The organism is Tessaracoccus zhenghani, assembly GCF_055326325.1.
Genome location: NZ_JBUZNQ010000011.1, coordinates 26868 through 47316 on the forward strand (window position 1 = coordinate 26868; position 20449 = coordinate 47316).

General features: G+C 68.0%; 25 protein-coding genes and 1 pseudogene. 6 read left to right on the plus strand and 20 right to left on the minus strand.

Going from position 1 to position 20449, the window contains the following annotated elements; translation table 11 throughout:
- Nucleotides 1-64: 64 nt before the first annotated feature.
- A complete protein-coding gene (locus tag ACZK4S_RS14565) occupies nt 65-253 on the minus strand; it encodes a hypothetical protein (protein WP_076063416.1) in 189 nt (62 codons plus the stop codon).
- A 65-nt stretch (nt 254-318) separates the two neighbouring features.
- Here ACZK4S_RS14565 and ACZK4S_RS14570 point away from each other — a divergent pair, with 65 nt between their 5' ends.
- Entirely contained in the window at nt 319-1365 is a 1047-nt protein-coding gene (locus tag ACZK4S_RS14570; RefSeq protein ID WP_463644775.1) for an adenosine deaminase, read from the plus strand.
- Between the two features lie 64 nt (nt 1366-1429).
- Here the strand turns inward: ACZK4S_RS14570 and rplI are convergent, their stop codons facing one another.
- The 9 genes from rplI to ACZK4S_RS14615 form a co-directional block, all read right to left on the minus strand.
- Nucleotides 1430-1876, minus strand: a complete 447-nt coding sequence (rplI, locus tag ACZK4S_RS14575; RefSeq protein ID WP_076063453.1) for a 50S ribosomal protein L9 — start codon at nt 1874-1876, stop codon at nt 1430-1432.
- A gap of 23 nt (nt 1877-1899) precedes the next feature.
- Nucleotides 1900-2139 (minus strand): 30S ribosomal protein S18, encoded by a 240-nt coding sequence (gene rpsR, locus ACZK4S_RS14580; protein ID WP_076063420.1) that lies wholly within the window; start codon nt 2137-2139, stop codon nt 1900-1902.
- An 83-nt stretch (nt 2140-2222) separates the two neighbouring features.
- Nucleotides 2223-2762 carry a single-stranded DNA-binding protein gene (locus tag ACZK4S_RS14585; protein ID WP_076063422.1) on the minus strand — a complete coding sequence of 180 codons (540 nt, stop codon included), beginning with the start codon at nt 2760-2762 and terminating at the stop codon, nt 2223-2225.
- 143 nt (nt 2763-2905) lie between these two features.
- Nucleotides 2906-3193 (minus strand): 30S ribosomal protein S6, encoded by a 288-nt coding sequence (gene rpsF, locus ACZK4S_RS14590; protein WP_076063424.1) that lies wholly within the window; start codon nt 3191-3193, stop codon nt 2906-2908.
- Nucleotides 3194-3337: 144 nt separating this feature from the next.
- Complete coding sequence (locus ACZK4S_RS14595) at nt 3338-4084, minus strand: SGNH/GDSL hydrolase family protein (RefSeq protein ID WP_463644776.1); 747 nt, start codon at nt 4082-4084, stop codon at nt 3338-3340.
- Complete coding sequence (locus ACZK4S_RS14600; protein ID WP_076063429.1) at nt 4081-4461, minus strand: rhodanese-like domain-containing protein; 381 nt, start codon at nt 4459-4461, stop codon at nt 4081-4083. The genes ACZK4S_RS14595 and ACZK4S_RS14600 overlap by 4 nt, the downstream gene beginning before the upstream one ends.
- Before the next feature lie 29 nt (nt 4462-4490).
- Nucleotides 4491-4814, minus strand: coding sequence for a hypothetical protein (locus ACZK4S_RS14605; protein WP_143571039.1), 324 nt, complete (start codon nt 4812-4814; stop codon nt 4491-4493).
- A 124-nt stretch (nt 4815-4938) separates the two neighbouring features.
- Nucleotides 4939-5355: a hypothetical protein gene (locus tag ACZK4S_RS14610; RefSeq protein ID WP_076063433.1), complete on the minus strand. Its 417-nt coding sequence runs from the start codon at nt 5353-5355 to the stop codon at nt 4939-4941.
- A 33-nt stretch (nt 5356-5388) separates the two neighbouring features.
- Nucleotides 5389-6111: an SDR family oxidoreductase gene (locus ACZK4S_RS14615; RefSeq protein ID WP_463644777.1), complete on the minus strand. Its 723-nt coding sequence runs from the start codon at nt 6109-6111 to the stop codon at nt 5389-5391.
- Between the two features lie 65 nt (nt 6112-6176).
- On the opposite strand from ACZK4S_RS14615, the gene ACZK4S_RS14620 reads away from it, so the two are divergent.
- Nucleotides 6177-7877 carry a fumarate hydratase gene (locus ACZK4S_RS14620; RefSeq protein WP_463644778.1) on the plus strand — a complete coding sequence of 567 codons (1701 nt, stop codon included), beginning with the start codon at nt 6177-6179 and terminating at the stop codon, nt 7875-7877.
- A 108-nt stretch (nt 7878-7985) separates the two neighbouring features.
- On the plus strand, nt 7986-8384 hold the full coding sequence (locus ACZK4S_RS14625) for a hypothetical protein (RefSeq protein WP_463644779.1): 399 nt from the start codon (nt 7986-7988) through the stop codon (nt 8382-8384).
- Between the two features lie 3 nt (nt 8385-8387).
- Here ACZK4S_RS14625 and ACZK4S_RS14630 read toward each other — a convergent pair whose 3' ends face one another.
- Nucleotides 8388-9056: a response regulator transcription factor gene (locus ACZK4S_RS14630; RefSeq protein WP_182763006.1), complete on the minus strand. Its 669-nt coding sequence runs from the start codon at nt 9054-9056 to the stop codon at nt 8388-8390.
- Nucleotides 9053-10522, minus strand: a complete 1470-nt coding sequence (locus ACZK4S_RS14635; protein ID WP_463644780.1) for a sensor histidine kinase — start codon at nt 10520-10522, stop codon at nt 9053-9055. The genes ACZK4S_RS14630 and ACZK4S_RS14635 overlap by 4 nt, the downstream gene beginning before the upstream one ends.
- 166 nt (nt 10523-10688) lie before the next feature.
- Between ACZK4S_RS14635 and ACZK4S_RS14640 the strand changes: the two genes are divergently transcribed.
- From ACZK4S_RS14640 to ACZK4S_RS14650, 3 genes are all read left to right on the plus strand, one after another.
- Nucleotides 10689-11255: a hypothetical protein gene (locus ACZK4S_RS14640; protein WP_463644781.1), complete on the plus strand. Its 567-nt coding sequence runs from the start codon at nt 10689-10691 to the stop codon at nt 11253-11255.
- A gap of 124 nt (nt 11256-11379) precedes the next feature.
- A complete protein-coding gene (locus ACZK4S_RS14645; RefSeq protein ID WP_463644782.1) occupies nt 11380-12114 on the plus strand; it encodes a hypothetical protein in 735 nt (244 codons plus the stop codon).
- Nucleotides 12115-12317: 203 nt separating this feature from the next.
- On the plus strand, nt 12318-13610 hold the full coding sequence (locus ACZK4S_RS14650) for a leucine-rich repeat domain-containing protein (protein ID WP_463644783.1): 1293 nt from the start codon (nt 12318-12320) through the stop codon (nt 13608-13610).
- A gap of 33 nt (nt 13611-13643) precedes the next feature.
- On the opposite strand, the gene ACZK4S_RS14655 is transcribed toward ACZK4S_RS14650, so the two are convergent.
- The 8 genes and pseudogenes from ACZK4S_RS14655 to ACZK4S_RS14690 form a co-directional block, all read right to left on the minus strand.
- Nucleotides 13644-13799 (minus strand): hypothetical protein, encoded by a 156-nt coding sequence (locus tag ACZK4S_RS14655; RefSeq protein WP_158069071.1) that lies wholly within the window; start codon nt 13797-13799, stop codon nt 13644-13646.
- Nucleotides 13796-14221 carry an HIG1 domain-containing protein gene (locus ACZK4S_RS14660; protein WP_209455162.1) on the minus strand — a complete coding sequence of 142 codons (426 nt, stop codon included), beginning with the start codon at nt 14219-14221 and terminating at the stop codon, nt 13796-13798. Before ACZK4S_RS14660 ends, ACZK4S_RS14655 begins: the two co-directional genes overlap by 4 nt.
- 5 nt (nt 14222-14226) lie before the next feature.
- Nucleotides 14227-14535, minus strand: coding sequence for a hypothetical protein (locus tag ACZK4S_RS14665; RefSeq protein WP_463644784.1), 309 nt, complete (start codon nt 14533-14535; stop codon nt 14227-14229).
- A gap of 5 nt (nt 14536-14540) precedes the next feature.
- The gene (locus ACZK4S_RS14670; protein ID WP_463644785.1) at nt 14541-15374 is read right to left on the minus strand and encodes an SPFH domain-containing protein; all 834 of its coding nucleotides are present in this window, start codon (nt 15372-15374) and stop codon (nt 14541-14543) included.
- The gene (locus ACZK4S_RS14675; RefSeq protein WP_459396649.1) at nt 15364-15999 is read right to left on the minus strand and encodes a hypothetical protein; all 636 of its coding nucleotides are present in this window, start codon (nt 15997-15999) and stop codon (nt 15364-15366) included. The genes ACZK4S_RS14670 and ACZK4S_RS14675 overlap by 11 nt, the downstream gene beginning before the upstream one ends.
- 128 nt (nt 16000-16127) lie before the next feature.
- A pseudogene (locus ACZK4S_RS14680) lies at nt 16128-18311 on the minus strand (nitric-oxide reductase large subunit); the annotation flags it as partial.
- 173 nt (nt 18312-18484) lie between these two features.
- Nucleotides 18485-19369: a DUF72 domain-containing protein gene (locus tag ACZK4S_RS14685; protein ID WP_463644786.1), complete on the minus strand. Its 885-nt coding sequence runs from the start codon at nt 19367-19369 to the stop codon at nt 18485-18487.
- 191 nt (nt 19370-19560) lie between these two features.
- Nucleotides 19561-20412 carry a hypothetical protein gene (locus tag ACZK4S_RS14690; protein WP_463644787.1) on the minus strand — a complete coding sequence of 284 codons (852 nt, stop codon included), beginning with the start codon at nt 20410-20412 and terminating at the stop codon, nt 19561-19563.
- Nucleotides 20413-20449: the final 37 nt, after the last annotated feature.

A 20449-nucleotide genomic window follows, 5' to 3' on the forward strand; every position in this document is an offset into this window, starting at 1 on the left:
TCCCGGGGGCGGTCAGTGGCGTCTTCTGATCAGGCCAACCCGGTCGTGCTGGGGTCCGTCGCCGTCAGCGGTGTTGCTCGGGACGGAGCCCTGCCCCCGGCTGGGCGGCGACCTCGGTCCGCTCGTTGAGTTCGATCCACGTGGTGTCGCACCCCGGGCACCGGTAGACCGGCGCGCCTTCGACCAGCTCGTCGGTCTTGATCGTGCCGCAGGCGTCCTGGCACGGCCATGTGGTGAGGAATCGGGCGCTCATGAGCGTCAAGGCTACAGGCGGAGATGCGTCTTTGCCCCACGGGATTGATTCACTACCATCGGCACATGTTGCAGGAGCCGAAACCGACGCGGGATCTGGCCGCGCTGCCCAAGGCACATCTGCATCTCCACTTCACCGGGTCCCTGAGTGTGCCCGCCCTCCGGCAGTTGGCGGAGGCCCGCGACATGGACCTGCCTCCCACCCTCATCGACGGCGTACCCCTGGACGTGCCCTACGACAGGCGGGGCTGGAACCGCTTCCAACACCTCTACGACGTGGCCCGCGCCGCCGTCCGGGGCGAGGAGGCGCTCCGCGCGGTGGTCCGCAACGCCGCAGCTGAGGACGCCGCCGAGGGCTCGCGCCGGCTGGAGTTGCAGGTGGACCCCACGTCGTACGCCTCCTCCGTCGGAGGGCTGCAGGAGGCGCTGGAGATCGTGTGCGACGAGGCCCGGGTCGCCTCCGCCAGCTCCGGCGTGCAGATCGGGGTGGTGGTGGCCGCCTCGCGCATCCGGCACCCGCTGGACGCCCGCACCCTCGCGCGGATCGCCGCGCGGCACGCCGGCCAGGGCGCCGGGGAGGTGTGCGCGTTCGGGCTCAACAACAACGAGCGCGAGGGCCGCACCCACGAGTGGGAGGGCGCGTTCCGGATCGCCCGGCGCGCCGGCCTGCCGGGGGTGCCGCACGGCGGCGAGCTGCGGGGGGCGGACCACCTCGAGCAGGTCGTCGCGCACCTGCAGCCCGCCCGCATCGGGCACGGCGTCCGCGCCGTCGAGAACCCCGATCTGCTGAGCCGGATGGTCGACCGGGGCATCACCTTCGAAGTGTGTCCGGCGTCGAACGTGCAGCTGGGCGTCTACCGCGAGCCGGACGAGGTGCCCCTCCGCGCACTCCTCGACGCCGGGGCCGATATCGCTCTCGGTGCCGACGACCCGCTGCTGTTCCTGTCCAGGCTCACGGACCAGTACGTCACAGCGCGTGAGGTCCACGGACTCGACGACGCGGCCCTGGCCAGGCTGGCGCGCTCGTCGGTCAACGCCAGCTTCGCCCCGGCCGACGACAAGCGCCGCTGGCTGGCGGAGATCGACGACTGGCTCCAGTCACCCGTCGACTGACTCAGCCAAGAAATGACAAGAGCCCCGGCCGAAGCCGGGGCTCTTGCAGGTTGCGATCAGACGATCACTGGGCGACGACCTCGAACGGGACGTACGCGGTGACGGCCTGGTGCAGCTTGATGGCTGCGGTGTGGCTGCCGACCGACTTCACCGGCTTCGGGAACGAAGCGGTGCGCTTGTCGACGGTGGGGCCACCGGCCTTCTTGACGGCCTGAACCAGGTCAGCAGCGGTGACGGAACCGAACAGGTGGCCCGCCTCCGAAGCGCGGGCAGCGACGGTGACCTTGAGGTCCTCGAGCTGCGTGCGCAGTTGCTGAGCGTGCTCGACGCCGCGCACCTCACGGGCGTCGCGCGCCCGCTTGATGCCGTCGATCTGCTTCTCGGTTCCGCGGGTCCAGCGGATGGCCCTGCCCTGAGGCAGGAGGAAGTTACGGCCGTAGCCGTCCTTGACCTCGACGACGTCGCCGGCGATGCCGAGCTTGTCAACGGTGCTGGTCAGAATGAGCTTCATCATGGTGTCTTCATCCCTTCCGATCAGCGGGCGGTCGACGCGTACGGCAGCAGAGCGACTTCGCGCGCGTTCTTCACGGCGATGGCGATCTTGCGCTGGTCCTGGACCGAAAGGCCAGTGACGCGACGGGCACGGATCTTGCCACGCTCAGAGATGAACTTCTTGAGCGTGTTGATGTCCTTGTAGTCGATGTTGGCGACGCGGGTCGTCTTCACCGGCATGATCTTCTTCTTGTTCACAGACTTGCGCTGTGGACCGGCCATTGTGGTGCTCTCCTTCTATTACTGAAAGCCCGTCTTGCGACGGAATGTGCCAGCTAGCCCATGGGAGCTAGATAAGCGATGGATCAGAACGGGGGCTCTTCCGGCTGCGACTGCGCCCACGGGTCATTCCCGCCGCGGTTGCCGCCTCCGGCGTTGCCGGAGCTGGCCCACGGATCGCCCTGCGGGCTACCCTGACCACCACCGGTGTTACCACCACCCTGGTTACCCTGCCACTGGCCACCACCGCCGCCGCCACCACTGCCGGAGCGGGTGACGGTTGCGGTTGAGAAGCGGAGGGTGGGTCCGACCTCGTCGACATCGATCTCGAAGACGGTGCGCTTGACTCCCTCACGGTCGTCATACGTACGCGACTTCAGACGGCCCTGAATGATGACCTGCATACCCTTGCGAAGGGTTTCGGCCACATTCTCGGCGTACTGGCGCCACACGGAGCAGCTGAGGAACAACGCCTCGCCGTCCCGCCACTCGTTGGACTGACGGTCGAGCACACGGGGTGTCGACGCAATCCTGAAGTTGGCCACCGCTGCGCCGTTGGGCGTGAAGCGGAGCTCGGGATCTGCGGTGAGGTTTCCGATCACCGTGATCTGGGTTTCGCCTGCCATGTTTCTGATGCCTCCGATAAGTTCGGACTTGGTGACGACGCAGCCTGGGCCTTGCCGTCGAGGTCTGAGTGAAAATCTATCTGTCTACCACTTTGGCCGGTGGCGCCGACAATTTTCCACTCAGTATTTTTGCTGTGGAAAACTCAGTCCTCGCGGCGCAGCACCTTGGTGCGCACAACCCGCTCGTCGATGGTCATCAGGCGATCCATCTCAGCAACGGTCGCCGGATCCGCAGTCACCTGCAGGACGGCGTAAATAGCCTCGGACTTCTTGTTGATGTCGTATGCGAGCCGACGACGTCCCCAGATGTCCTGGTTGTCGACGGTGCCACCACCCTTGGTGATGACTTCGAGATGCTTCTCGACCAGCGCGGGGACCTGACGCTCGTCGACATCTGAGTCGATGAGCACCATAACCTCGTACTTGCGCATGCTTCAGCCCCACCTCCTTCGGACTAACGGCCGCGAGTCTGTCCCGCGGCAGGAGGGCAAAACTGACCTGGGGTCAGCCAAGGAGCCAGACTACCGGCTGCGGGCTGCCGATCCCAAACCGCCCGTCGCGGCGGGAAGGGCCGCTCAATCCGTCGGCTGCAGCTTCTCGACGACCCCGCTGGCCTCGATGGCGGCCCAGTAGGCGTCGGCCCACCCCTCGTAGCCGAGGTCGTTGGGGTGGAACCAGTCCCCGGCGGTGTAGCGGTGGTAGCGCCAGGTTCCCGCCTCGCGGGTGGCGCGGTGCAGCGGCACCAGGTGGTGCTTGTGGCGCTCGATGAGGATCGACGCGACGGCGGCCATCTTCTGCGACTGGCGGCCCAACACCGGAACCATGAACCACGGCACGTCGGCGACGAAGGAACCCTCCGGCAGCGCCGCGAGGACCACGTCCATGTTCGCCTCGAAGGACGCGGGCGAATGGCCGGGGAACACGACGTCGTTGCCGCCGATGTCGAGGGTCACCAGATCCGGGGTGAAGGGGAGGTCGCGGAACTGCGGCAGCTGGTCGCGCACGACGTCGGCGCTGGTCGCGCCGCTCACCGACAGGTTGGTGATCAGCACCTCGCGGCCGGTCACCTCGGCGAGCTTGCGCCCGATCCGCGGCACATAGCCGTGGTCCACCTGGGATGCCCCCACGCCCTGGGCCGCGGAGTCGCCGAGCGCCACGTAGCGCAGGGCGTCCTCGCCGCCGTCGCGGGACTCGCCCCAGTGGATGCGGTAGTCGTTGACGTGGCGGACGATCTCGCGCCGGCCCATCAGGTACGACGCCGCCCCGGCGGACACGAGGGTGCCCGCGGCCGCGCCGGCCAGGAGCCCCACCAGCCGCTTCATCGCCGGCCCCGGTACGGACCGGGCAGCACGGGGTTGCCGTCCTTCGCCCAGGCGCGCAACCCACCGCTCACGGATTCGGCCAGGAGGCCCTTCTCACGGAGCAGGGCGGCCATGAAGGAGGAACGCAGCCCCGTGTCGCACATGACGATGATGGCCGCATCGCGCTCCGCCAGCGGGTCGTCGCCGTGGATGGCGTCCACCGGGTTGTCGTGGAGGGCCCCGGTGTCCACCGGGCGCGCGCCGGGTGCGTGACCCGCCTCGTATTCGACCTTGGTGCGCACGTCGATCAGGACGGCACCCCTGCTCAGTGCCAGCAGCGTCTCATCGATGCTCAGCCCGTCGTCGGAGCGCTTCCCCAGGAAATCCAGCAAACCCATGCGTCCATTGTCCCTCACGCCGGGCTGCGTCAGACAACGCCGAAGAGACCCAGCCCGATGGCGCCGAAGACGAAGCTCAGGCCCAGCGCGAGCAGGACGTAGCCGAGCCAGGTGCGGCGGGCCCAACGCACCGTCAGGAACGGCAACACCACGGCTGCGGCGAGGGAGATGATCCCGAAGACGCGGTGCCAGAGCGGCACCTCTTCCACGGCGAAGTCCACGCCGGCGCCGCCCGTGTCAGGAATCAGCAGCGTCAGCAGCCCGGCGAGCGCCCCCGGCAGCACCAGCAGCAGCGACAGGAGCCCGAGCGCCAGCGCGCCGGGCCAGGTGCCCCACCAGATCCGCTTCGTCACGCCGTCGAGCTTACGGGCTGCCGGACCCACCCAAGCGTTGTTGAGTTGTGCAGCGGACTTGGTGCACAACTTCACTCTGCCCAGCGCGGTGGCGGGGCGACGACGGCGGGGCGACGACGCGCGGTCAGGCCTGCGGGATGTGGCCGTCGAGCACCCAGGCGAGGAACTCCTTGAGGTCGCCCGTCTCACCGTCGCGGCCGCCGCGGCCGATGACCAGCGGCGCCAACTGCGGCTGCAACTTCACGCCCGTGAACCGCGACATCAACCCTCCGGGAACCGTGAGCGAGTAGTAGTTGCCCTCGGTGTCAACGGCGACGGAGTGGTTGGTGCGCAGGTACCAGCCTGTCTTGTCCGTCTTGACGGTGTGCCCGTCCAGCGTGACGGCCTTCAGCGGGCGGGGCGCCAGACCCTGCTCGCGGGCAGCGACGAGGAACTCGTCGATGAGCACCTTTGCGCGCGCGGCCTCATTGCGGGCGTGGCTCGCGTTCAGTTCCGCGCGGATGCGCGCTGCCTTCTGGCGCTCTGTCAGGTGCTCGTCCATCCCCTCAGCCTAGACTCGCCGATCCGCCCCCCGTCAGATGGAGTAGCCACCGTCGACCAGGATCTCCTGGCCGGTGATGTAGGCCGCCTCCTCGGAGGCGAGGAACGCCACCGCCGCCGCGACCTCCTCCGGCTCACCGAAGCGACGCGCCGGGATCTTGTGCCGGATCTCGTCCGCCGCCTCGGGATCAGTGTGCAGCCGCTTGAGCCGGTCCGTGGCCGTGTACCCGGGCGCCACCGTGTTGCAGGTCACCCCGTCGGCGCCCACCTCGAGCGCCAGTGTGCGCAGATGGTTGGTGACCGCCGCCCGCATGGCGTTGCTCACCGGCAGCGTCAGCGATGGGCGACCCACCGTCAGCGACGTGATCGCGATGACCCTGCCCCAGCCGTGGGCGCGCATGCCCGGCAGCACCGCGTCGACGAGCCGCGCCGTCGACATGAAGGTGGTCTCGAAACCCGCGTGCCACCCCTCGTCGGTGACCTCCGACGGCAGGCCGGGCGGGGGTCCGCCGGCGTTCGACACCAGGATGTCGACCTCCCCGGCGGCCTCGACTGCGGCGCGCACACCGTCGATCGTGGAGACGTCCGCCACCACCCAGCGGGCGCCGATCTGGTCAGCAGCCACCCGCAGGTCCTCTTCGGTGCGCGCGGCGATGGTCACCTCGGCACCCATGTGGCGCAACAACTTCGCCGTCGCGAACCCGATGCCCTTGCTGGCGCCGGTGACGAGGGCACGCTTCCCGCTCAGTGACAACATGCCCCCACGCTAACCCACGAAATCGTGCGTGGGAGACTGAATCGATTGCTTTACAAGGAGGTCCGATGCCGGAGTTTCGCTACGCAGACATGCTGCCCACCGGGGGCGACGACACCCCCTACCGTCTCCTCACCCATGAGGGTGTCGAGGTGGTCGAGGGGCCGGAGGGACGCCAGTTCCTGAAGGTCGCTCCGGAAGCACTGACGCTGCTCGCAGAGACGGCGATGCACGACATCGCGCACTACCTGCGGCCGGCCCACCTGCAGCAGCTGCGCACCATCATGGACGACCCGGAGGCCTCCGCCAACGACAAGTTCGTGGCGCTCGACCTGCTCAAGAACGCCAACATCGCCGCCGGCGGCATCCTGCCGATGTGCCAGGACACCGGCACCGCGATCATCATGGGCAAGCGTGGCCAGCAGGTGCTGACCGAGGGCACCGACGAGCGGCCGCTGTCGCTGGGCGTCTACAACGCCTACACCAAGCTGAACCTGCGCTATTCCCAGAACGCGCCCATCACCATGTGGGAGGAGCGCAACACCGGAAGCAACCTGCCGGCGCAGATCGAGCTCTACGCCGACACCGCGCCCGGGCACGAGAACGGCTACAAGTTCCTCTTCATGGCCAAAGGCGGCGGCTCCGCGAACAAGAGCTACCTCTACCAGGAGACCAAGGCCATCCTGAACCCCGACTCGATGATGACGTTCCTCGAGGAGAAGCTGCGCTCGCTCGGCACCGCGGCCTGCCCGCCGTACCACCTGGCGATCGTCGTCGGCGGCACGTCGGCCGAGTTCGCGATGAAGACCGCCAAGTACGCCTCCGCCAAGTACCTCGACACCCTCCCGACGACGGGCTCCATCGAGGCGCACGGCTTCCGCGACGTGGAACTCGAGCAGGAGGTGCTGGAACTCACCCGCAAGATGGGCATCGGCGCCCAGTTCGGCGGCAAGTACTTCTGCCACGACGTGCGGGTCATCCGCCTGCCGCGCCACGGCGCGTCGCTCCCGGTGGCGATCGCGGTGTCGTGCTCCGCGGACCGGCAGTGCCTCGGCAAGATCACGCCTGAGGGCGTGTTCATCGAGCAGCTCGAGACCGAGCCCGCCCGCTTCATGCCGGACCCCGTGGACGAGGACCTCGACGCGGAGACCGACGGCGTGACCGGCACGGGGAAGGGCGCCGTCGTACGCATCGACCTGAACCGGCCCATGACAGACGTGCTGGCCGAGCTGTCCAAGCACCCCGTGAAGACGCGCCTGTCGCTGACCGGCCCGCTGATCGTCGCGCGCGACATCGCCCACGCCAAGATCAAGGAACGCCTCGACGTGGGCGAGGAGATGCCGCAGTACCTGAAGGACCACCCCGTCTACTACGCCGGTCCGGCGAAGACCCCCACCGGCATGGCGTCGGGCTCGTTCGGGCCTACCACCGCCGGCCGGATGGACTCCTACGTCGACCAGTTCCAGGCAGCCGGCGGCTCGATGGTGATGCTCGCAAAGGGCAACCGCTCGCAGGCCGTCACCGATGCATGCGGTACGCACGGCGGCTTCTACCTGGGCTCGATCGGCGGCCCCGCCGCCCGGCTGGCGCAGGACTGCATCAAGCACGTCGAGGTCGTCGAATACGAGGAGCTCGGCATGGAGGCGATCTGGAAGATCGACGTGCAGGACTTCCCGGCGTTCATCGTGGTCGACGACAAGGGCAACGACTTCTTCGCCGAGGTCAACAAGCCCCTGGTGCTCACCATCCCGAAGCGCGAAGGGCTCTGAGCCGCAGCCGCTGAGGCCCGCAGCCACAACGGCAGATGAGAGTCTTCTCATCTGCCGTTCCGCTCCCCTTCATCCTGGCACCCTTCACTAGAGGCAGGAGGCAAGCGCATGGACAGGAAACGCGGGGTGACGGCCGGGCTGGTGGCCGCTGCCGTCGTGGCCGGGCTGCTCGTGGGCTGGCTGCTGGTCGCGCTCGCCGCGCCCCTCGCGCAACCGCCGGCGGAGCCGGCCATCGTGGTCACCGCCGTGCCGTCCCCGGCCAGCACGACGACGACTCCCAGCCCTTCGCCGACGCCCAGCCCCACCGTCGACGCGGCCACCGCGACACCGGAGCTCAGCCCGACGCCCACCACCGCGTCGACGCCCGCGACGACGACTCCCGCGCCCACCCGGACGACCGTGGCTCCGCAGCCCGTCAAGCCCGCGCCCCCGGTCAGGCCGGCACCGGCCCCGTCCACCTATGACGACGATGACGACGACGACGTGGATGACGATGACGACGACTAGCCGTCACGCCAGCCGGTAGCCCATCCCGCGGACCGTCTCGAAGCGGTCCTTGCCCAGCTTGCCCCGCAGGTATCGGACGTAGACGTCGACGACGTTGCTGCCCGGGTCGAAGTCGAAGCCCCACACATTGCTCAGCAGCTGCTCGCGGCTCAGCACCTGCCCAGGGTTGCGCAGGAACGTCTCCGCCAACGTGAATTCGCGGGCGGACAGGTCCACCCACTCGCCGTCCACCTGGGCCTTGCGCGTCCGGAAATCCAGCACCAGGCCGTTGTGCGACAACTGCGTCACGCTCTGCCCGGCCGGCTGGGGCGACTCGGTGCGCAACCGCAGCCGGATCCGCGCCAACAGTTCCTCGAACGAGAAGGGCTTGGGCATGTAGTCGTCCGCGCCGCCCTCGAGCCCGGCCACGCGGTCAGCGACGGAGGACCGGGCCGTGAGCATGATCACCGGCACGGCGACCCCCTGCCCGCGGATCTGTTCGAGCACCTCGAAGCCGTCGATGTCCGGCAGGCCGACGTCGAGGATCACCAGGTCGAAATTGCCGTGCACCGCCAGCGTGGCGCCCTCGGACCCCGACGCGGTGGTGTGGGAGGTGAAGCCCGCCGCCTTCAGCCCCTTGGCGATGAATCCGGCGATGCGGGTCTCGTCCTCGATGATCAGGATCGTGCTCATAAGTTCTCCATCTTGAGGGTCGGTTCGAGTTCGGCGGGTTCCACCGGACCGAGCGGCAGCACGAGGGTGAACCGGGAGCCGACACCCACCGTCGATTCGATGTCCAGGCGGCCACCGTGAGCGGCCATGATCGACTCGACGATACTGAGCCCCAGCCCCGCGCCCTGTGCGTGGGCCGCCCCTACGCGGCTGCGACCGAAGCGCTGCCGGACCACGCCCAGCTGATCGGGCTCGATGCCGATGCCCTCGTCGCGGACCCACAGCAGCACCTCCCCGCGCTCGAGCGCCGAACCCAGCGTGATGGCCGAGCCCTCGTCGGAGTATTTGACGGCGTTAGCGGCCAGTTGCAGCCAGGCCTGCGTCATGCGGCCCGGGTCGAGGAACGCCTCGGCCGAGGCGATGCGCTCGAGCCGCCACGCGCGGTCGCCCAGCGCCCGTGCCTTCTCCAGCACCTGGTCCGTCAGTGTCGCCACGTCGAACCAGCGGGGCTGCACGAAGTCTGACTCCGTGGCCTTCGCCAGCATCAGCATGTCGTTGACGAGCACGCCCATCCGGTCGGCCTCGTCGATGACGAGGTCCCGCGTCTCCCGCACGTCGACGGGGTCGTCGGGGTCGACGAGTTCCATGTGGCCGCGCACCACGGTGATGGGCGTGCGGAGTTCGTGGCCCACGTCGTCGAGCAGCTGGCGCTGGCCCTCGACGGAGCGCTGGACGCGGTCGAGCATCCGGTTGATGGTGCTGGACAGGGCGGTGAGGTCGTCGCGGCCGCGCACCGGCACCCGCGACGTGAGGTCGCGCTCGTCGATCGATTCCGCGGCCTTGCGCAGTTCCTCGATGGGCCGCAGCAGCCTGCCCACGGAGATCCAGGCGACGAGCACCAACAGCAGCACGGTGCCGACGGCGACCACGGCGTACAGCGTCATCGTGCGGCGCAGTTCCGCCTCCACGAGGTCCAGGTCGTAGACGTGCACCAGCGCACCCGTCGACGCGGGGTACTGGACGGGCGCCACGAGCACGCGGTAGTGCCTGTCGGCGGTGCGGACGGTGTCGATGAGGATCTGGCTGCCCGCAGCCATGGGCATCAGGTGGCCGACGAGTTCCTCGTCGTTCTCGGGGCGCAGCGGCACGTCCGTCGAAGCCACCCAGCGCACCTGGCCGTCCACGACGGCCAACTCCCCCTCGGCCTGGCCGATCACGGTTCGGGCCAGGAAGGTGTGCAGCAGCTCCGACGGCCCGGCGAAGGACTGGCCGGTGGCGGGGTCGATGCCCTCCGTTGCGAGCACGCGGAGTTCGTCGCGCGTGCGCATCAGCTGGTCGTCGACACCGCTGTGGATGGCACGGTGCTGCAGCACGGCGACGATGGCGCCGGACGTCAGCAGCGCCAGCCCCGCGAGCAGCACCATCGTGGTGATCAAGCGCGCCCGCAGCGTCACCTTGGCGACGAGGTCGGGTTGCTGGGAGATCATGTCCCTATCCTGCCCTGAGCCCGGACCGGGCGCTCACGCGGTGGCGACCGGCGTGCCCTCGTGACGAAGCCCGTCACGCATGAGAAACCTCTCACGATTCCCGCGTGGTTCCCCTCATCTGCGACCGGTGTGATGGTCTCAACAACCACTTCGAAGGAGTATTCAGATGGCTCTCAAAACCTCCACCACCTGGCTCGCGGCGGCCGCGTTCGGTGTAGCCGCAGTCGGCGGGGGGCTGCTGGCCTCCGCCGCATCCCCCACACCCGCGCCGGCCGTCACCTCGCCGGCAGTCTCGCCCACTCCCGACATGGAGCCCATCATCGTGGTGGCCCCGACGGTGAGCGCCAGCCCAGACGCGGACCCCAGCACGCCACAGCCCACGCCCGCCCCAACCGCCACCGAGACCATCGTGATCACCGGCACAGACCAGTGCGACGACCTCGACAACGATTACACCTGCGACGACGAGCAGGGCCTGTCGTCCACCGTCGACAGTTCGCCCACCCCGGCTCCGGGCATGGCCCCCGCCCCGGCCAAGACGTCGGTCGGCGCCCCCGCGCAGACGAGGGCCACCACCGTCAAGAAGACCACCTCCACCCCGGTCTACAACGGCGACGATGACTGGGACGACGATGACCGGGACGACGACCACGACGATGACTGGGACGACGACCGGGACGACGACCACGACTGGGACGACGACGACCACGACGACGACCACGACGACGACTGAGCCCGCATCGCTTCCTGATCAGGCCGGTCCCGGCGCGTCCCCCAGCGCGCTGCGGGCCGGTCCTATGTCTGCCCCCGCGCTGCGCGGCCCTAGGATGCAGGGAGTCACAACCCCGGAGGCCCTCATGGACGAGACCCGCACCGTCATTGAAGTCGATGCGCCGAAGGAGCCGCTCTTCCCCGGTTCCGCGTTGGTGGGCACCGTCCTGTTCCCGATCTTCGCGGTCGTGGCGCTGGTGCTGGCCATCGTCTACGAGATGCCGTGGCTGGTCACCTCGTCGCTGGCCATCACCCTGGCGCTCTCGGCGATCCTCATCTCCCAGTACCTCAACCGGCGCGGTCGCTCGGGCACCCTGCGCCTCTCGCTGGGCGACGGCGTGACGCGGATCGGCCCGGCGCCGTCGTCGCGGCTCATTCCGCTGCTGCTGACCGGCCTCGCCGGCATCGTGGTGCTCGTCGACATCACCCTGCGCCTGACCGGCTACCTCACGGACGACGGCGGTATGAGCTTCGCCGTCATGCTGGCGCTGATCGTCGGGTGGGGCATCGCCGACGGCTGGTTCGCGTACCGGAACCCGCCCGGTCTGGTGCTCTCACCCAGCCATGTGACCACCGTCGCGAGCATGGGGAAGGAGACCCGCGTGCCGTGGGCCCAGCTCACCGGCGCGCCGGAGATCAAGGGCGCCCGCTTGCTGATCCCCACCGACAAGACCCACCTCCAGGTGGGCGTGAGCCAGATCGACTCCGACCCCCGGGTGGTGGCGGCCCTCATCGAGGCCTACCGCGGCAGGCCCGTCCGGCAGGGCGAACTCGGCGACGGGCGGGTCGCGCAGCGGGCACGCTCGCTGACGCTGCGCTGAACAGGTGATGAAATCCCACCTTGGGAAATCGTCTCGATCTCGCTCCTGGAGCGACATCGGCGCATTATCCCAAGGCGAGATTTTCCCCCTCGTTACCCAGCCGGTCGTTCACTTCGCCGCCCCGCGCTCCCACCGCTGGTCATGGCGTGATCTAATACCTCGCAACGCGGGCTTCGACGGTCGGACCCTGCACAGGGGGGACCATGAGCACCACCACTGGGTTACGTAGGCTCGGCGCACTCACAGCCAGCATCGTTCTTGCAGCTGCAGGCCTGACGATGGGCTCAACACCGGCGCAGGCGACTGTCGACGTCTACATCACGGCCGGGACGCACACAGTGAACGGCCGGGTCTGGCGCACGGCCTGCGAGCCCTACTCCTCCACCGAGCGTTGCCGGACCGAGATCCAGGCGACGGTGGTGAAGTTCGAGACCGGCCGCTTCGTTCCGGTCAACGGCTGGGCGTTCAACAACCTCACCTACAAGGCCTCCCCGCGTTCGCTGTGGGCGGGCAACCCGATCGCCGCCAACGGGAAGGTCGGCGGCACCGCGACGTGGACCTCTACGGACGGCCGAAAGTGGCGCACCGAGTGCGACACCGCCGCGACCGGTCAGGGCGGGTGCCGCTCCTACATCGAGGCGAGCGTCATCGCCAAGACCGCCGTCGGCTACGAGTGGCGCACGCAGTGGCTGCTGAACAACATGGTCCGCTTCAGCGCCCCGAAGCCCGCTGCGCCCACGTTCGACTTCATCAAGGACCCCGCTCTTCGCTCCTGCGTCAAGGCGCAGTGGGCCATCAGCTCAACGTCGATGGTGATCTGCGACGCCAAGGGGGTGAAGACCCTGGAGGGTATCAAGAGGCTGGCCGGGCTGACTGGGCTCCAGCTGCTGGACAACGAGATCACCGACCTGAGCCCTCTTGCCAACCACCCGACGCTCAGCCAACTGGACATCACCCACAACCTCGTCGACGACCTGACCCCGCTCGCCGGTGTGCGCAACCTCGAACACCTGAAGGCCTATGACAACCTCATCGAGGATCTCCGGCCCCTCGCCGGGCGTAACCTCTGGACGTTGGACGTCGGCGACAACCTCGTCACAGACCTCTCCCCCCTGGCGGGGATGCGAAACCTGTGGACGCTCGGGCTGGGCCATAACTACGACATCCAGGACCTCTCGCCGCTGCGCGGGCTGACGAACCTCACCCAGCTCAACCTCGAGACGAACTCGGTGGACGACCTGACGCCACTGCGCGGGCTGACCAAACTCACGTGGCTTAACCTCAGCGACAACTTCATCGACGACATCAGCCCCCTCGCCGGGTTGACCAAGCTGGAGATGCTGTACCTGAGGGAGAACTACCTGGGGGACGTGGCCCCCCTGAAGGGCCTCACGTCGCTGCAGCAGCTCTGGTTGGCCGGGAATCCGTCCATCTCCAACCTGGCGCAGCTGAAGCCGCTCGTCGACAAGGGATGCGAGATCGACATCTGGCCGTGAGCAGGTGAACGTGGAGCACCCGCCTGCGGCGACCTACTGGAACCAGCCGAACATCGTGCACCCCACGGCGAAGACCACCATGGAGACGAACAACAGGACGGTCAGGATGGCGCTCTCCGCCTCGCTGGGCTGCTTGTGTTCGGCCTGGTACTTCTCGACGTCGAACTGTTCCCGGTTCTCGGTGCTCACGACATGCCTCCCAATCGGCTGAGATCAGATACAAGTGCCACGCCCAGCACCACGAACACCACCGCCATGAAGCCGGTGTACATCCAGCGCTGGCGATGGTCGGAGCGCCAGAACCTCTTCATGCTCACGATTCCGTTGACCACCGCGTAGACGCACAGGGCGATGCCGATGGGGGCCGCCACCCAGCCCGCCAGGCTGAGCACCGGCACGAGCACCGGGATCAGCAGGTAGGTGATCAGGCAGCGCACCCCGGAGAACATCACGGACACGCGGAACGCCGCGTGCGCTCCGGCGCCCGAGGCGGTGTCGGCTTCGGTCACGCCGAGGAGACGGCGCATGAACCGGTCCGGCGCGGCGTTCGAACGGAACCGGGTTGCGGGGGGCGACGATGTCGCCTGGGCCGCGTCGTCGAGGATGCTCACGGCGCTCACGCTACCGCTTCTGCGGCTTCGTCCTCGAGGTTCCGAGTGTGACGCAGGTGGCGCCACAGGCGGATGCCGCCCAGGACGGCCAGGACCACCCCTGCTCCGCCCACGAGTACGCCGACGAACAGGCCGATGTAGAGCGGGCTGAAAAGCACTTCCTCCTGCGGGCGCTGGCGCATGACGCCGAGCAGGAAGCCGAGCAGCGGGGCCAGGGCGGCGATGCACACGCCGAGCGTGAGCATCCAGAAGCCGGGCGCGGTGGGCACCAGGCGGACGGGCCGCCCGGTCACGACGGGATCGAGATCTGTCATCGGGATCATCCTTCCAAGGGGCGGTCGACGACGGCCAGGCCCGGCTTGCGGGCCGGCGGGGTGGCGTCGTCGTCTCCGTTGAATTTCTTCACGGCCTGTACGAGCGGGCCGACGATGTCCATCGGCAGCGGGAAGACGACGGTGGAGTTCTGGTCCGCGCCGAGTTCCAGCAGGGTCTGCAGGTAACGGAGCTGGAGCGAGGCGGGCGCCTCGCTGAGCGTGAGGGCGGCGTCGCGCAGTTCCACCGACGCCTGGAGTTCGCCCCGGGCGCTGATCACCTTGGCGCGACGCTCGCGCTCGGCCTCGGCCTCCCGGGCCATCGCCCGCTGCATCATCTCCGGGATCTCCACGTCCTTGATCTCCACCACCGACGCCTCGACGCCCCACTCCTTCGTCTGCGTGGCGATCGAGTGGGCCAGGTCCTCGTTGAGGTCTGCCCGGTGGGCGAGCAGCGTGTCGAGTTCCGCCCGGCCGACGACCGAGCGCAGCGTCGTCTGCGCGAACTGGGAGGTGGCGACGGCGTGGTTCTCCACGGACATCACCGACAGCACCGGATCTGTCACCCGGAACATCACCACGGCGTTGACGCGGGCCGTGACGTTGTCCCTGGTGATGACCTCCTGCGGAGGAATGGTCAGGGTGACCGTCCGCAGGTCCACGCGGATCAGCTTGTCGAGGAACGGCAGGCGGAACACCAGGCCGGGGCCGAGAGCGCCGCGCAACCGCCCGATGCGGAAGGCCACCACCCGTTCGTACTCCCGGACGATCCGGAAGGAAGAGATGAGGAACGCGACCACAAGGAGGAACGCGAGAATTGCCAGAACGACCTCAGTTGGCATGGTCAGCTCTCCTGTCTGATGCGTAGCTGCTGCGTTGGCGGGCCAGGGCTGCGGCCGCAGCCTCGCGGTCCCGCTGGGTCTGGTCCGCGGTCCTGACGACCGCGCCCAGGGGGTCTGCCGGGGTGTGGCGCAGGAAGAGCCAGAGCGGCACCGACCCCGCGGCGATCAACACCGCGGCGACGAGGGCCAGCACCTGGCTGGTCCAGTTCTCCACCACCAGCGCCGTCACGGCCGGCCACACGACAGCCAGCACCGTCACGGAGCAGGCGATGCCGCGGTGGAAACGCGCGGATTCCGACGAGGGCCACGGGTCCACCGACCGGCGCATCTCGCGCCCGTCGTCGGATTCGGTGCAACTGTCCTTGACGGGGCACGAGTTACAGACCAGCGGGCTGCCCCGGTAGCGCATCACGCGGTTGTCCGGGTCGAAGGACCGCGGGTACAGCCACTGGTCCTCCGGGCAGAGCCACGCGTCGTGACTCTTGTGGTAGACGAAACCGCCGTTGCGGTCGTCCTGCGTGCGGCTCTGCGCCCGCCTGGCGAACGAGTCGATGCCGTAGGCGACCAGCAGGAGCACCAGGCCGTAGCCCGCGCCCAGCCAGGCGGCGATCTCGATGTCGATCATGAAAGGTCCTCATTCTCGGGAGGAACCCGCCTGTCCGAGGCGTAGCGACTGCGGCTGGGCGGCAGCTCGTCGGCGACGACGCCCGCCTGAACCGGCAGACCGGTGCGGTCCTCCTTGGCCTCGTCGTGCTCGATGACGAAGAGCGTCTCGGGCTCCATGACGGTGACCGTGGCGGGGATCGCGTGGCGGATACCGCACCAGGCGAGCCACACGAACGGCAGGATGCCGCCGACGAGGAACACCACGTCACCGGGCATGCGCAGCCATTCGAGGATGACGTTGCCGGGCTCGGCGATGTAGCCCAGCGTGCGGGCCTCGTAGTAGCCCTCGTTGACCGAGTACCACAGCTGCAACACGCCCAGCGGCAGCAGCGTCGCGAACACCATCCAGGCCAGGCCGATATTGAGGCACCAGAACGAGATCTTCGCCATCCGGTCCGACCACTTCTCCGGCTTGATGATGTAGCGCAGCGCGAAGAGCGCCATGCCGACGGCGAGCATGCCGTAGACGCCCATCATCGAGCCGTGCGCATGGTTGGCCGTGAGCGCGGTACCGATCTGGTAGTACGACACGATCGGCAGGTTGATCAGGAAGCCGAACACGCCGGCGCCCACGAAGTTCCAGAAGCCCACGGCCACCAGGAACATGACGGCCCACCGGTGCGGGAAGGGCGCGCTGCTGCGCGACTCCTGCTTCGAACCCAACTGCAGGAAGGCCCACGCCTCCACCGTCAGGAACGTCAGGGGAATGACCTCGAGGGCGGAGAAGAACGCGCCCAGCGCCATGTGCTCGACGGGGGTGCCCGAGAAGTACAGGTGGTGCATGGTGCCGATCACGCCACCCACCGAGTACAGGATGACGTCGAGGAAGATGATCTGGATGGCGATCTTGCGCCGCACCACACCCAGCATCACGAAGATGTAGGCGACCATCACGGTGGTGAACAACTCGAGGAAGTCCTCCACCCACAGGTGCACCACCCAGAAGCGCCAGAATTCGGCGACGGTGAGGTGCGTGCCGTTGGTGGCGAGGAGCCCGACGGCGTAGAAGGCCGGGATGGCCAGGCCCGAGTAGAAGAACAGCCACGGCATGTTGAACTTCGACTCGGAGCGCAGCCGCGAGCGGATGGCGCGGTAGATGATGATGATCCAGATGAAGAGGCCGATCACCAGGAGGATCTGCCAGAACCTCGGCAGGTCCAGGTACTCCCACTGCTGGTCGAAGAAGATCGAGCCCTCTGCCCATTCGGGGCCGAACGTGCTGATCGCCGTGCCACCCAGCATGCCGAGCACCACCACGGTGAGCGCGCCGAGGAGGCCGTAGGCCAGCCAGTGCTGACGCTTCGGTTCGCGGCCGGAGATGATCGGTGCCAGGAAGATGGCGGCGGCCAGGAAGGCGGCGGCCGTCCACAGCAGCGACAACTGCAGGTGCCAGGTGCGGGCGAGGTTGAACGGGAGGATGCGGGCCAGGTCGATACCGAAGAAGCTGTCGATCTCCGCGCGGTAGTGCTCGACGGCGGCGCCGAGTGTCGCCTGCGCCAGGAAGAGCAGTGACACGACGAAGAAGAACCAACCGGTGGCCTTCTGGGCCTTCGTGATGCCCACCTTGCCGGGCTGCAGGAACGACAAGGTGGGTGTCTCGCTCGACTGCCAGCCGATCTTCTTGCTCCACCTGCCGTACAGGGCGAACAGTGCGCCGAGACCCGCGAGCAGTGCGATCAGCGACATGGCCGACCAGACGAGGATGTCCGCCGTCGGGCGGTTGTCGACGCGGGGCTCCGGCGGCCAGTTGTTCGAGTAGGAGTAGTCGTGCCCCGGGCGGTCCGCGGAACTGGCCCAGGCCGTCCAGCCGAAGAACGCGGTCAGGTCGTGGATCTGGTCCGGATCCGTGATCGCCGAGGGGATCAAGCCGTACTTGGTGGAATCGGTGCCGAAGAAGTCAGCGTAGTGCTGCTTGAGCATCTCGAAGGCGCTGATCTGCTCGGGAGTGAAGACCAGCACGCCGGTGCTCTCGTCGTAGCGGTTCTCCCGCATGTGCTCGACGGTGGCCGCCGAAGGATCCTGCACGCCGCCGTCACGCAGTTGTTCGGTGACGTGCTCGGTGGCCAGACGCAGGTACTCGGCCGTGTAGTCGGGGCCGAGGTACGCGCCGTGGCCCATGATGGAGCCGTACTGCTGGAGCCCCCGTCGGAGGAAGATCTGTTGACCGGAGGTGATCTCCTCTTCGGTGAACACCACCTCCCCCGACTCGCTCACCACCTGTTGCGGGAGGGGCATGCCGTCGGTGTAGGTGCGGTAGGCGAGGAAGCCCATCACGAAGAAGCCGAAGACGAAGACCAGGGCTATGCCCTGGACCCATCCTTTGGAGATGACCAGCTCAGCTTTCGACGGCTGTAGATCGGGGTTGTTGTTGACGAGGCTCACTGTGCCCACCACCTGGATTCATCTGGGGATGCGGATGACCGCGCGGCCATGATGTGGGAACCCTAGGGCACGAGTGGGTCTTTATTGGCGAAACTTTGGACAAAGTCCCTCGGCTGTTCAGGTGTGAGCCTGCTCAGCAGTCGCACGGCGTCGTGGGGAGCGTGTCCGCGGGCGTCGTTGTCGAAGTAGACGTGCGCGTCCAGCCCCGCGCCCATCCATTCGCGGCACTGCTGGGCCCAGCGGTCCAGCGACTCGTCCGTGTACGCGCTGGCGTACAGCTCCTCCTCCCCGTGGAGCCGGACATAGCGGAAGTCGCTGGTGGCGTCGCGCATGGTGGGCCACACGCCGGCGCTGTCGGCGATCACCATGGCCACCCGGTGCTCGGCCATCAGCGCGTGCGCCTCCGGGGAGTTGAAGCTGTCGTGTCGTGGCTCCACTGCGTGGCGGACAGGCGATGCCGGATCGACGTCCGGCGACACCTCCAAGAGCACCCGATCTGGCGCGAGCTTGTCGTCATGCCCGGCGGACAGTTCGGCGATCTCCCCGTGGGTGCGCGGCAGCATTGACAGGAAGTGCCCGATCTTCTCGCGGTCGAACGACATCCGGGGCGGCAACTGCCACAGCACGGGGCCGAGCCGCTGGCCCAGCGCCAGCACGCCCGAGGCGAAGAAGTTGGCCAGCGCGGTCTCCACGCCGCGGAGTTGCAGCATGTGGGTGAGGTAGCGGCCGCCCTTGACTGCGAACGTGAATCCGGGTGGCGTCTCCGCCGCCCAGGCGGCGTACGAGCTGGGCCGTTGCAGCGAGTAGAACGAACCGTTGATCTCCGCCGAGTTCATCCGCTCGGCGACATAGCGGAGTTCGTCCCGTTGCCGCAGGCCCACGGGGTAGAAGTCGCCGCGCCAGCCCTTGTATCGCCAACCGGACACCCCGACGAAGCACCTGCCCATGGGGCGAGCCTACGTCCAACGGCCTCCCGGCAACTGGTTTCGCACGCCACCGGGCCGAGTCGCGGGATGGGCACCGCCACGCGTCGTGCCAGCACCTGCGGGCGTCCGCTCCCGGTTCCAGACCCGATGGTTGTCCCCCAGGTGGGGGCACCCTGCCCAAAACGAGGGGGGTCACCCCAGGTGGAGGACACCTAGCGGGTCCGGATCATGGCGAGCGCCTCCTGCATCTGCGGTACCAGTTCGTCCATCGAGTTCGCCGTGAAGTGGAGCAGCGTCCAGCCGTCCAACGCCAGGTCGTTCCACTTCCTCCTGTCGGAAACGAAGGAATCGAAGCTGCGATGGAACTGCCAGCCGTCCACCTCAGCTGCGAGCTTCACGCCGGGCACGGCGAGATCAATGAAGTAGAGCTTGTCCCTGACCATGACCGGGTGGTTGGCCACCCATTCCGGAACATGCGCTTTCCGGAGCAGCACATGAGCCTCGCGCTCCAACTCCGACCATGGTTCGTGTCGTGCTTCACGCACCAGTTGGGCGCGGCGCCGGTTCCCAGGCCTGCCCTTGGTCAGCTCCAGCGCCCGCTCCAGGCTTTCCACCGTGACGACCTCACGACGCAGGGCATCGCTGATCACGGCCGGGCCGGACGAGTCCGTGAGGTCGAGCACCGTGAGAGCGGGGTCCGCAATGAAGTGCTGACCGTCCCACACCGTGAGTTCGGCAGGGACGGAGCGCCGCTCGAAGCCGAAGCCGGTGAACTGGCGACGCCGATCGGTGGCCACCTGCACCCTCCCTACGTTGATGTTCCGCCATGCCGTGAGTCGGGCGGCCGTCTCCCGGAGGAAGACGCCGTTGGGGTACACGGCGCGGGCGGCGGCGACGCGCACCTCGAAGGATCCAGCCGCTTCGACGGACGAGTAGTAGCCACCCAACACGTGGCGGAGCCGCCCTCTGCGGGCGAAGTGCTCGATGGACAGGGCCAGCGTGGGGTACCCGCGCGGCGAAATGACGAGCTCCTCGCTGAGCACCAGAACAATCTCGGGGTTCACACCTCCATCTATGGCCAGAACGGCGCCCCGTTCACCG